Here is a 13091-nt window from a genome sequence, read left to right on the forward strand (position 1 = left end):
TGTCAATTTATTATGCAACCGTAATACCGTCATCGAGATAGACATCCTGGATAGCCTGAAGGAGCTCAATGCCTTCTTTCATGGGCCTCTGGAAGGCCTTTCTTCCCGAGATCAGACCCATGCCGCCGGCGCGCTTGTTTATGACAGCCGTCCTTACCGCCTCGGCAAGGTCTGTTTCCCCCTTTGATTCACCGCCTGAATTAATAAGTCCCATCCTGCCCATATAGCAGTTCATCACCTGATAGCGTGTGAGATCTATAGGGTGGTCTGTCGTCAGTCTGGAATACACCAGAGGAGAGGTCTTTCCGAAGCCGATTGCCGTATAACCGCCGTTCACTGTGGGCTGTTTCTGCTTTACAATATCCGCCTCGATTGTTACCGACAGGTGGTTGGCCTGTCCTGTAAGGTCTGCCGCAGTGTGATAGTCGATACCTCCTTTCTTGAAACCATTGTTTCTGAGGTAAGCCCACAGAATAGTGACAAGCCCCAGCTCATGCGCATGTGCGAATGCCTCGGATATTTCCATGACCTGTCTCGAACTCTCCTCGGAGCCGAAATAGATGGTTGCGCCGATGGCGGCGGCACCCATGTCGAATGCCTGCTGTACATTTGCGAAAAGTATCTGGTCGTGTTTCTCCGGATAAATCAGCAGGTCGTTGTGATTTATTTTAAGTATGAAAGGAATCCTGTGTGCATACTTTCTGGCAACTGAGCCCAGCACGCCAAGAGTTGAAGCCACCGCGCTGCAGCCAGCTTCGATCGCAAGTTTGACGATATTCTCAGGATCGAAATAAAGAGGATTCGGCGCAAAAGAAGCGCCTGCGCTGTGCTCGATGCCCTGATCCACAGGCAGGATGGAAAGATAGCCCGTGCCGCCGAGCCTTCCGTGGCCGATAATGCTTTGCATGTTTCTGAGCACGTTGGGGCTCCTGTCCGAGAGCATCAGGCTCCTTTCGACATAATCGGGGCCGGGAAGGTTCAGGTTCCCCTTTGGAACGATGCATTTGTGCTCGAGCAGGTCTTTTGCAGCCTTTTTACCAAGCAACTCAGCTATCTTCTCACGCATATCCTTCCTCCTTTGTTTTATCTGTATGCCGCATCAATCTTGTCATGTTCACCTAGATAATATATGTCCATGGGCTTCAGGTCATCACTCAGTTCATAGACAAGCGGAATTCCGGTAGGTATGTCCACGTCTTCAATCTGATCCTCATCAAGGTTCTGCAGATGCTTAACAAGAGAGCGCAGCGAATTGCCATGTGCGCTTATAAGGACATTCCTTCCCGATTTCAGGCATGGTTTTATATCGCCGTGCCATAGAGGCATAAGCCTTTTGAGCACGTCATCGAGGCATTCGGTAAGCGGAATGTCATCATCGCTTACATCCCTGTACCTAATTTCATGTCCGGGCCAGCGGCTGTCCGACCTGCCAAGCGCAGGCGGTCTGTTGTAGTATCCCCTGCGCCAGTGATGCACCATATTTTCACCGTATTTTTCAGCTGTTTCGGATTTATTCAGACCTTGAAGCGCCCCGTAATGCCTCTCGTTAAGCCGCCAGTTCTTGACAACAGGTATCCAGTATTGTCCGCATTCATCGAGGACTATGTTGAGCGTATCAATCGCCCTTTTAAGAAGAGACGTGAATGCAACATCGAAAATATAACCTTCCCTTTTTATCAACACTCCCGCTTCATGCGCCTGGGTTATGCCTTTTTCGGACAGGCCGACATCCGTCCAGCCCGTAAAACGGTTTTCGTTGTTCCATACGCTTTCCCCGTGACGTAGAAGGACCAGTAATTTCATGACGGCTCCTTATGTCTGTTGTTCATTCATTTATCGAAATTTTTGCCGTGTAATATAAATAAAAAAATCAATATCCGGTGAAATTATACAAATGAAGCGTTAAACATTTTGCTAACGCAGGTTGACTATTGGGATTACCTGCAATAGTCTTGTTTCATGCTCAGACAAACAGTCGCAGACACCGTAACAATTAAGGGGACCGGCCTTCACAGAGGCAATATGGTCTGTCTGAACATCAAGACCGGAAAAAACGGCATAGTTTTTATCAGGGAAGGCGTAGAAATCCCTGCAAGACCGGACTTTGTCACGGATACGAGACTCAATACAATGCTCGGCTTCAAGGATGTCTTCATTTCCACTGTGGAACATCTTATGAGTGCGCTGTATGGACTTGGAATTACCGACTGCGAAGTACATGTGGATGGCGACGAGATGCCCTCCATGGACGGATCGGCCCTGCCTTTCTTCAAGGCCATCTCTGAAGCGGGAATGCTTGCAATAGGAGAGATTGACCCCATCGTCATCAAATCAAAACTGAGGGTTGGCGATGACATCGCCTATGTTGAAATCGAACCGGGAGATTTCTCAATAAGCTATTCAATCGATTTCCCGGAACCGGCAATCGGCAGACAGACATATATATATTCCGGCGGAGATTATAAAGAACTGATCGCACCGGCGAGGACATTCGGAAGGCTTAAGGATGTTGATATGATGAGGGCAATGGGGCTTGCGCTCGGCGGGAGCCTTGAAAACGCAGTCGTCGTGGACAATGATACCATCCTCAATCCCGAGGGCCTTCGTTACAGGGACGAGTTCATAAGGCACAAGATCCTTGACCTTCTGGGCGACCTGTGGCTACTGGGAAGGCCTGTTGCGGGAATAATCAAAGCATCCAGGGCAAACCACAGACTGCACGTCGAGATGGCAAAGGCTATATTATCGGAATCATCAGACAGGGAATGATATGTCAAAAAAGACGATAGAGTTCAGCATTGCATTTCTACTGATGGGGCTCATCGTTGTCCTTGTCTGGGTGGAAAAACACCTGCCGCAATTCCAGGCAATGCCGTCAAGTCATGTAACATTCCTGGCGCTTCTCAATCTTAACATCGTCCTTTTAATCCTGGTAATCTTCCTTGTTGTAAGAAACGTCGTAAAGCTCATGCTGGAGCGGCGGAGAGGGATGCTCGGCTCAAAGCTGCGCACCAAGCTTGTTGCATCGTTTGTCACACTCACGATCTTTCCGGCAATGGTTCTGTTCTTCACCAGCGTAATCTTTATTGACAGGAGCATGGAGGGCTGGCTTTCCGAAGAGGTCAAAAAGGCTATTGCCGAATCTCTTAATGTTGCGAACATTTATTATCAGGAGGCATCGGTTGATGCCCGGCACTATGCGACATTCATATCGGAGGAGATCACGCAGAGAAGGCTCCTTCGTGAAGGTAACCTCGACATACTGAAAGACCTGCTTGACGACAGGATGGAAATGTTCCGGCTGTCCGCAGTTGCAGTTTTTTCTTCCCAGGGAGAGGAACTTGTCAAGATCATATCGCCCAAACTCGGGATTTCGACACTGCCCGACCCTGAATCAGGTCTTGTCAAGGCAGCAATGAACGGCGACAGCACCAGCAGGATCATCCAGGCGGGAAAGGCTGATATCATAGAAGGCATAGTACCGATACACTCTTCATTCAATCCGAAAGATATCGTAGGCGTTCTTGCAGTCGACTACTATGTACCGGAAAGTCTCTCGGGAAGGCTCGGGCTTATTGATACCTCATATAATGATTATATAGAAAGTCTGAGATTGAAGGGCTGGATAAAGACGGAATTCATAATAACCCTTACTTCAGTGACTCTGCTTGTTATCTTCTCTGCAATCTGGTACGGGCTGAACCTGTCAAAAGGGCTTACTAACCCTATAGAAAAGCTGGTCGAAGGCACCCAGAGGGTATCAAAAGGCGATCTCGGGTTTTCCGTCGACGTGACTTCGGATGACGAACTGGGAATACTTGTCAAGGACTTCAACCAGATGGTGGGAGACCTGAAGGATTCCAGGACAAACCTTGAGCAGACCTACAACGAGCTTGCCGCACGCAACATGTATATCCAGACAGTTCTTAAAAACGTATCAACCGGTGTCATATCGGTTGATGCAAACGATAATATATCGATGATCAATGCAAGCGCCCAGAAAATGCTTGCAATAAAAATAGACAAGGTCATCGGCCGGAAGTGGCAGGATGTCATGAAGGAAGAGCACCTCCCTATTGTGACTGGGCTGTCCGATGCCCTCAACAACAGCAAGGGATCGGTTATCGAGAGGGAAATCGTGCTGAGCATCGAGGGCAGAAGGCTCTCGCTGCTCATTCATGCCTCCATGCTTTATGACGATAATAACGAATACATTGGTGTTGTTGTCGTCTTTGACGACCTCACCGAACTTCAGCGCATGCAGCGCGTAGCGGCATGGCGCGAGGTCGCAAGAAGGATCGCACACGAGATCAAGAATCCGCTTACTCCCATACAGCTGTCGGCTCAGAGGCTGAGGCGGCGGTACCTCGACAAGATCAATGACGACCCCGAGGTCTTTGACGAATGTACTCGGCTCATCGTGACACAGGTGGAGGAGATGAAACGGCTGGTTGACGAATTCTCGGCATTTGCCAAGATGCCCTCGTCGATGCCTGTGCCGGACAACCTGAATGAAGTGCTGACTGACGCCGTTGCGCTTTATAAGCAGGCCCATCCCGATATAGAATATATTCTGGAAACCGATGAAACCCTCACCGGCGTCGAGATTGACCGTTCCCAGATGAGCAGGGCCATCACCAACCTGCTGGAAAATGCAACGGTCGCATTGAAGGAATCGGATGTCCCCGTCAAGACAATCACGGCAAAGACCTCCTACAACCGCGATATACGCTTTGCCAGACTTGAGATTATGGATTCCGGCCCCGGCATCCCGGAAAAGGTCAAGGAAAGAATATTCGAGCCGTATTTTTCCACCAAAAGAACAGGGACAGGCCTTGGACTGGCAATAGTAAAAAGCATTGTTACCGATCACAACGGATTTATCCGGGTACGCGACAATAAGCCTAACGGCACAATTATAACAATCGAACTACCCGTTAAGGAGAAGGCATGAAATACACGGTACTCATTGTAGACGACGAAGACAATATCAGACTCTCATTAAAGGGCAGCCTCGAGGATGAGGGCTTCTATGTCATGCAGGCATCCTCAGGAGAGGACGCACTTAAAATTATTGACAAACAGGATGTGGACATTGTGCTGCTGGACATATGGATGCCCGGCATTGACGGGATACAGACGCTTCAGGAGATCAAGAAAATTAATCCCGACCTACCCGTGATTATAATGACCGGTCACGGTTCTATCGATGCCGCGATAAAGACAACCAGGCTCGGGGCGCTTGATTTTCTTGAAAAGCCGCTGGACCTGAACCGCATTATAATCACCATAAATAATGCGCTCCACATGAAGGAACTTTCAGCAGAAAACGCCCTGTTGAAGAAAAAGACAGAAAAAGACAACGAGATGATCGGGACTTCCCCCGCCATCCTCAAGCTGAAGGAGGAAATTGACAGGGCCGCGCCTTCTGATTCATGGGTTCTCATACTTGGTGAAAACGGTACCGGAAAGGAGCTCGTGGCCAGAAGTCTGCATAAACAGAGCAGGCGTAGTAATCAGCCTTTTGTCGAAGTCAACTGCGCCGCCATTCCGGGTGAACTCATAGAAAGCGAACTTTTCGGTCATGAAAAAGGCTCTTTCACAGGGGCGACAGAGCGCAAAAGAGGCAAGTTCGACCTTGCGAACAACGGAACCCTCTTCCTCGATGAGATAGGAGACATGAGCATGAACACGCAGGCCAAGATACTGCGTATTCTCCAGGAGCAGCGATTCGAGCGTGTAGGAGGCTCCCAGACCATACAGGTGGATGTAAGGGTTCTAACGGCGACAAACAAGAATCTCGAGGAAGAGATTGCAAACGGCAATTTCAGACAGGACCTCTATTACAGACTGAACGTCATCCCGCTTTATGTTCCGCCTTTAAGGGAACGCAAAGAGGACATCCCCCAGCTTATCGAACATTTTCTCACTATGTATGCCGTCCTTAACAACGGCAACAAAAAGATCATAACAGAAGGCGCCATAAAAAAGCTCATGCAGCATGACTGGCCGGGAAATGTCAGGGAGCTCAAAAACATACTCGAAAGGCTCGTCATAATGACCCCCGGTAACACCATTACGGCGGATAATGTCTCGCCACTTACATCAAAGGCCACATCCGAATTCGAGAGGATCTTTGATATTGATCTCTTAAAAGACGCAAGGAACGAGTTCGAGAGGATATTCATATCCAAAAAACTCGCACAGTGCGGTTACAACATATCAAAGACCGCAGATATGATAGGGGTTGAGCGAAGCAACCTCCATCGTAAGATCAAAGGGCTTGAAATAGATGCATGAAGCAGGTGCTGTCAGAAAAGACCCTGGCGGCAGGCTGAATATAGCCCTTGTATATCCGAATACATATTTTGTCGGCATGTCCAATCTCGGCGTTCATGCCATGTACAGGGCATTCAACGATCATCCGGGAATCGTCTGTGAACGGTTCTTTACCGATTATCCCAGATCTGTTGAAAATGCCCGGCCCATATCTGATTTTCACATAATAGCCTTTTCCGTTTCCTATGAACTCGACTGGATAAATGCAGCAAAGATACTCAAAGATGCAAAGATACCTGTCCTGGCCTCGAAACGAAGCGGCACACCGGTTGTAATAGCCGGCGGGGCCGCAGTATCAATGAATCCGGAGCCGGCAGCCGACATGCTCGATATCTGCTTTATCGGTGACGGGGAACCTGCCCCTGATATGATTCATGATGCCTTTATCATGAGTGCGGGCTATGAAGAATTCCTTGACAGGCTCGCGGGCAAACCCGGCATTTATATACCGGGCAGGCCGCTTGCCAGGGAATTCTCCGGCAGCACACTTAACCCCATCCCATTACCAGCACATACTGCAGTGATGACGGATTCCACTGCCTTCAGCGACATGTTCCTTGTCGAGACAGCCAGAGGCTGCCCGTTTTCATGCAGGTTCTGCGCTGCAAGAAATATATATTCACCGTTCAGGGCGGTCAGACTTGATAATCTTATACCGGCATTTGAAAAAGCTAAGGAATCAGGGCTTAAACTCGGAATGGTCAGCGCATCACTGAATAACCACCCCCAGACCGAGGACATGTTCAGGGCTATAAATGACCTTGATTTAAAGATTGCGCCACCGTCACTAAGGCTTGGAATGATCACGCCGGAGTTCATCAGTCTTATTGAACGCTCCGGCACAAAAGGCGTTACCCTTGCCCCTGAGACCGGCTCCGAGCGATTAAGAAAATCGGTATCGAAAAATATAAAGAACGAAGCCGTTCTCCTTGATATCGAAGCGCTTGTATCTGCAGGTATCATGGATATCAAGCTGTATTTCATGATCGGACTTCCTGGAGAGAACCTGGAAGATATCGATGCAATCATCGACCTGGTAAAACGCTGCCGACAGACTTTTATAAAAGTCTCCAGAGGCAATAAAAAGATCGGCAGCATCCAGGTCAGTGTCAACACCTTCGTTCCAAAGCCCAGAACGGATTTCGAGCGCATGGAAATGATCGACATCAGAGATGCAAAGAAGAGGCTTAAAAGGATTGAAGACGGACTCAGGCGGCAAAGCAATGTCAAGCTCGGCTATGAAGGCCCTAAATGGGCATACCTTCAGGCTGTCATCGCCCGGGGAGACAGGCATGTCCTTGATTTGATGATCAGACTTGCAGATGTCCCTGAATCACACTGGCAGGACATTTTGAAATCATGGGAAAGGAATCCCGACTATTATGCACTCAGGAAACGGGGGGAAGAAGAGATACTCCCCTGGGACTTTTTAAATAAGAAAGTCTGAATAAATATTTGCCGCTATGAACAGAAACTTTTTTATTGTTACTTGAGACAGCCATGTGTAAAAATATTTTTTAATGCCCTGACAGCAGGCAAAAGAAAAGGTTTACATAAAGGAGGTTTTTTTATGTCATTCATAGGTGAGGATCTGTTTCACTTTCAGGCATCTTTAATAGAATCAGGCTCTTCTTTTGAAGATTTCGTGCGCGAAAACTACGTCAACAAATGGATCGGCGATACCATCTATTCGGCAATGGCCATTCGGACCACTATGGTAACTGCAGCTACAAATTTTCTTACGAATGAAGGGCTTTTCAACCTTGAACGGATTCTGATGAGCCCTATTACCGACCCGCTTGCACATGATGTCGAACATGTACCTTCAATTCATTACAAGGGTATGCCTTATGTCACGACTCATTCCATGATCTACCATAAGTTTCTGGCGTGCTTTAACCCGAAGATAAAGGGAATTTTCGTCGATTCTCCGAACATCAGGCTCGAGATAGAGAGCCCTCAGAGAAAACAGCGCGGCAAATACCTGATCGACTTTTCGCAGATCGATATTGAGGTGAAAAGAAACAGGGGCATTACACTCACCCAATACAAGAATGAACCTGAAAAGGTGAAAGCCATATTAAATGAAGACATCGAAAGGGCATATGATTTCTTCGAGCGGTTGATTATTGCCATGGTAAGTGCGGTAGCCTCAAAGAATGAAGACGAACTCAAGGCCCTTGGTGTAATACTGGAAGTGCCCAGGCAACCGTTCCCGAGATTTCGTAATGATGATATTCTAAAAAGATACGGCAAGGCATGGGGAGAGGTTATGGCCGGCGAGGAAACGAACGAGCAGTTCTTCTGGGTAACAGGGCTGATGCGTGAAAACTATGACCTTATATACCCCTACATTCTTCCTGACGGCACCAGGCTCCCGATATCATCATTCACATCAGACATGATCTACAACTACGATATATGCGCAAAGGCCAGACAGCGGGATACCGGCAAATTCATGCCCGCACTGGAAATCCTTTCCGGTGCAATCCGGGAATGGCTTTATGAGCCTATTATTGAAAGACTCATCGACAATAAAATTCTTACTGAAAGGCCTGTATTCGAGAATGGGAATATAAAAAACATCGAACCCCTTGCAGGCTACAGCCCATTCCTGTCAGCCGCCTGCATGACAGATGAGAACGGCCGACCTTATTTCCCCGAGACTTTCGGCGGAGGGCTCGGAGTGGAACGGTTTCTTTATTCAGTGCTCAGAGGAAAAGCCGTTGAGAAAATAGACGATATTACCTGCTTCGGCAAGAATCCCGATTCTTACCCTATTTTCCTCTTTTGATATATTGTAAGATTTCAATACGGATTCATTATTTGAGAAAACGATATGCGTAAACGGACCTTCAATCTGGTGCTTATTACAGCCTGTGTTTTATTCCCGGTAGCGCTTACAGCCGGTGAATCCAACTATCAGCCTTTCATAGTCGGACTAAGGGCATCGGGAATGGGCGGAGCGGTAAGCGCCGATGCCGAAGGGATGGATGCCTGCTATTATAATCCCGCAGGAATTGCCGATTCCACGACCGGATCAATTTCTGCAAGTGCAAACCTTTACGGCGTACAGAATTCTAAAACAGATGACAGCCTTTATCCTGAAGAGGACCTTAAAGCAAACACACTTGCCACCATTCCAACAGGCATCAGCGTCATATATCCGTATAATGACAATATGAAGCTGGCTTTTTCCGTTTTTGTACCCATGCAGATTTCCGCCAAAGAGATCGAATCATTCTTCGGAGAGAACAAGGAACACTATTACAATTTTACAAACAGCCTCCAGGTCCTTTATATAGGCCCGTCCATCGGATACAAATTAACGGATAGACTGAACATCGGCGCTTCGGCCTATTGCGCATATACAACATCGAGCCAGTTCCAGAACCTGTTCTGGAAAGACTACGAGTTCTCATTCTCAAGCAATTACAAGTATTCGGTTTATGCTGCACTCATATCTGCCGGTTTGCAATACAGGTTGACGGATATTTTAAATATAGGCCTTTGCGTGACTTCACCCTCGATATGGATTTCAGGCAGCGGCACATTGCATGAGAGCGCCGTAAGGAACTCGAACAGCGACTATGCCCCTGTCTCGATATATGAGGATAATCTGAAGGCGGACAACGGCATACCCGCACAGATAAAGATGGGCCTTTCATTGAATGTCCCGAAGGAATACGGGATCGGAATGGATGTCACATATCATTTTGCCCACAGCTATCAATGGCTAGAAGAAAATGGCGCATGTTTTCCGCCTGACTGCAGCAACAGCATAGACCGAAGTCATAAGGCGGTAACTGATATACAGGTGGGTGGTGAATATTATATAAAGAAAAAATACCCCATCCGTGCCGGTTTTTTCACAAGTTTTTCATCCGCACCTGATGCAGACCCCAACGAAATAAACGAATTGCCTAAAATTGACCTTTATGGATTTACCGTAAGTTTCGGAGTCGAGACCGAACATGTCATAACAACACTTGGCGCCCAGTATGTTTTCGGAAACGGAGAGGCTATAGGCTATAAAATGATCGGCACTGAATATCTGGAACCTACCGTGGTAAGCGCTTATGAGGACTCATTATATTTCTCTTTAAGCACGGCCTATATTTTTTAACAGATTGCAGACAGCTGATTCCCTGCTTGTCACGAAATATAATTTCCGGTATCAAATTGGTGTTTGTTTTTATCATATCTGGACATTCATCCAGCAGGGATTATTAATAATTAAATGATAGCCAGCGTAAAATCAGCTGCCCTTCTCGGTACTGAAGCAATCGGCATTACCGTTGAGGCCGACGTAAAGCATGGAATACCCTCTTTTTCAATAGTTGGACTGCCTGACAATGCAGTGAAAGAAAGCCGCGACAGGGTTAGATCTGCAATTGCCAATTCCGGTCTTGATTTTCCGCCGCTTAGGATCGTCGTCAATCTTGCCCCTGCTGACGTAAAGAAAGAGGGCGGCGTATATGATCTGCCGATTGCCATAGCTATACTGGCCGCCATGGGAGTTGTCCCCCGGGAAACAGCCTCGTCATACCTTTTTGTCGGCGAGCTCGGGTTAACAGGTTCAATAAGGTCAACCAAGGGCGCCATATCTGCCGCGTTCCTTTCGAAATCACTCGGCCTCAAAGGACTCATCTGTCCGAGGGCAAACATCAACGAGGCCCTTCTTTCAGGCGCCAGAGTATGGCCCTGCAAAGACATCAAAGAAACTGTCAGGATTCTCAAGGAAAATCCTGAAGGGATTTTAAGGACTGAAATCCTGCTTCCTGAGAAAACCGATCATGAACCTGACATGTCAGAGATTGCCGGTCAGACTTTACCCAAAAGGGCCATTATCATTTCCGCACTCGGTGGTCATAACCTTCTCATGATCGGCCCTCCCGGAGCCGGAAAATCCATGCTAGCAAAAAGGCTCCCTTCAATACTTCCGCCGCTTACCAGGCAGGAAATACTTGAATGTACAAGAATTTATTCCGTAGCTGGCAGACTGCCAAAGAATTCAATAATATTGAAAAGACCTTTAAGATCACCCCATGCATCAATATCTGAACCCGGACTTATAGGCGGAGGTGGAAACCCTTCTCCGGGAGAGATCACACTGGCCCATAACGGCGTGCTTTTTCTAGATGAAATGCCGGAATTCAAAAGGTCGGCACTGGAAGCCATGCGGCAGCCCATGGAAGATGGTGAGGTAACCGTATCGAGGGCTTCCATGTCGGTCACTTTCCCGTCAAGATTCCAGCTTATTGCTGCAATGAATCCATGCCCATGCGGCTTCAAAGGGCATCCTGCGAAAGAGTGCCGCTGCACACCTGTTCAAATCTCAAAATATCTTTCGAAACTTTCAGGACCGCTCCTTGACCGGATTGACCTGCATGTCTGGGTCGACCCGGTGGAAATAGAAAATGTCATGAACTGCCCGCCTGGCATACCGTCTGCTCAGATCAAGGACACCATAATGAGAGCCAGACAGATGCAGATTGAGCGCGGACACATAAACGCAAGGATTCCGGATAAGGACATTGACAAGATTTGCAGCCTCAGCCCTTCATGCCGGTCTCTTCTCATTTCGGCAATGAAGCAGTTCAATCTGAGCATGCGAGCCTATAAACGTGTGATAAAAGTATCGCGAACGATTGCAGACCTTGACGGAATGGAAAATATTTCTGAAAAGCATCTTGCCGAAGCCCTTCAGTTCAGACCGGAAATAGAAATATAAATATCTGATGATACCCTATCTCTACATGAACAGGGCGCTTACAGAGTCATTTGTATAGATTCTCCGTATGGCTTCGGCCAGGATAGGCGCCACAGAAATTACTTTTATCCTGCTGTTTCCAGCTGCATTGTCCCTCAATGGCACAGTATCGGTAACAATAAGTTCGTCTATCGGGGAAGCGTTCAGCCTGTCTATTGCAGGGCCTGACAAAACCCCATGGGTACAGCATGCAGCAACCTTGCTCGCCCCTGCTTCCATAAGCGCTCGGGCTGCATTGGTGAGAGTGCCGGCCGTGTCGACCATGTCATCAACAAGCATGCAGGTCTTGCCCTTAACATCGCCTATGATGTTCATTACCTCGCTTTGATTGGCCCTTTCCCTTCTCTTATCTATGATGGCAAGGTCTGCTCGAAGAGGTTTTGCAAACGCCCTCGCCCTTTCGACGCCCCCTGCATCCGGTGATACGATGATGATGTTTTCCGGATAATTTTCTTTTATATACTCCAGCATGACCGGCTTCGAATAAAGGTTGTCCACAGGAATATCGAAGAACCCTTGAATCTGGCCTGCATGAAGGTCAATCGTAAGCACACGGTGAGCACCGGCGGTTTCCAGAAGATTTGCCACCAGTTTGGCACTTATAGGGGTTCTGCCTGATGATTTCCTGTCCTGCCTGGCATAACCGAAATATGGTATTACAGCGGCTATTCTGCTTGCCGAAGCCCTTTTAACTGCATCAAGCATGATAAGAAGTTCCATTACATGCTCATTGCTTGGCGGACATGTCGACTGGACTATGAAAATGTCTTTACCGCGTATACTTTCGTTAATCTCAACAGCGGTCTCTCCGTCAGAAAAAGTCTGCACCCTGGCTTCGCCAAGTTTAATGCCAAGAATATCACATATACTGACAGCAAGCGCACTATTAGAATTCCCGCCAAATACCCGGATATCAGACATCATGATTCTGCTCCTATTATATTATAAGTGATCGGAAAGATAATATCTCAATCACCTA

At 47.7% G+C, this 13091-nt stretch carries 10 protein-coding genes; 7 read left to right on the forward strand and 3 right to left on the reverse strand.

All coding sequences use genetic code 11. From position 1 onward, the window contains the following. Positions 1-10: 10 nt before the first annotated feature. Together VIS94_15045 and gpmA are read right to left on the reverse strand one after the other, a co-directional pair. Positions 11-1066 (reverse strand): class I fructose-bisphosphate aldolase, encoded by a 1056-nt coding sequence (locus VIS94_15045; protein HEY9162392.1) that lies wholly within the window; start codon positions 1064-1066, stop codon positions 11-13. 17 nt (positions 1067-1083) lie between these two features. Then, a complete protein-coding gene (gpmA, locus tag VIS94_15050) occupies positions 1084-1803 on the reverse strand; it encodes a 2,3-diphosphoglycerate-dependent phosphoglycerate mutase (GenBank protein ID HEY9162393.1) in 720 nt (239 codons plus the stop codon). Positions 1804-1959: 156 nt separating this feature from the next. Here gpmA and lpxC point away from each other — a divergent pair, with 156 nt between their 5' ends. The 7 genes from lpxC to VIS94_15085 all read left to right on the forward strand — a co-directional run bounded on the left by lpxC (position 1960) and on the right by VIS94_15085 (position 12073). Beyond that, on the forward strand, positions 1960-2769 hold the full coding sequence (lpxC, locus tag VIS94_15055; GenBank protein ID HEY9162394.1) for a UDP-3-O-acyl-N-acetylglucosamine deacetylase: 810 nt from the start codon (positions 1960-1962) through the stop codon (positions 2767-2769). A 1-nt stretch (position 2770) separates the two neighbouring features. Then, positions 2771-4954 (forward strand): ATP-binding protein, encoded by a 2184-nt coding sequence (locus tag VIS94_15060; GenBank protein ID HEY9162395.1) that lies wholly within the window; start codon positions 2771-2773, stop codon positions 4952-4954. Next, positions 4951-6300 (forward strand): sigma-54 dependent transcriptional regulator, encoded by a 1350-nt coding sequence (locus VIS94_15065; GenBank protein ID HEY9162396.1) that lies wholly within the window; start codon positions 4951-4953, stop codon positions 6298-6300. The genes VIS94_15060 and VIS94_15065 overlap by 4 nt, the downstream gene beginning before the upstream one ends. Next, the gene (locus VIS94_15070; protein ID HEY9162397.1) at positions 6293-7786 is read left to right on the forward strand and encodes a radical SAM protein; all 1494 of its coding nucleotides are present in this window, start codon (positions 6293-6295) and stop codon (positions 7784-7786) included. The genes VIS94_15065 and VIS94_15070 overlap by 8 nt, the downstream gene beginning before the upstream one ends. A 123-nt stretch (positions 7787-7909) precedes the next feature. Further along, positions 7910-9133 (forward strand): hypothetical protein, encoded by a 1224-nt coding sequence (locus VIS94_15075; protein HEY9162398.1) that lies wholly within the window; start codon positions 7910-7912, stop codon positions 9131-9133. 45 nt (positions 9134-9178) lie between these two features. Beyond that, positions 9179-10465, forward strand: a complete 1287-nt coding sequence (locus VIS94_15080; GenBank protein HEY9162399.1) for an outer membrane protein transport protein — start codon at positions 9179-9181, stop codon at positions 10463-10465. Between the two features lie 114 nt (positions 10466-10579). Continuing rightward, positions 10580-12073 carry a YifB family Mg chelatase-like AAA ATPase gene (locus tag VIS94_15085; GenBank protein HEY9162400.1) on the forward strand — a complete coding sequence of 498 codons (1494 nt, stop codon included), beginning with the start codon at positions 10580-10582 and terminating at the stop codon, positions 12071-12073. A 21-nt stretch (positions 12074-12094) separates the two neighbouring features. Here the strand turns inward: VIS94_15085 and VIS94_15090 are convergent, their stop codons facing one another. Next, positions 12095-13036 carry a ribose-phosphate pyrophosphokinase gene (locus VIS94_15090; GenBank protein ID HEY9162401.1) on the reverse strand — a complete coding sequence of 314 codons (942 nt, stop codon included), beginning with the start codon at positions 13034-13036 and terminating at the stop codon, positions 12095-12097. Positions 13037-13091 lie beyond the last annotated feature (55 nt).

The organism is Desulfomonilia bacterium (assembly GCA_036567785.1).
Taxonomy (GTDB): Bacteria; Desulfobacterota; Desulfomonilia; order UBA1062; family UBA1062; genus DATCTV01.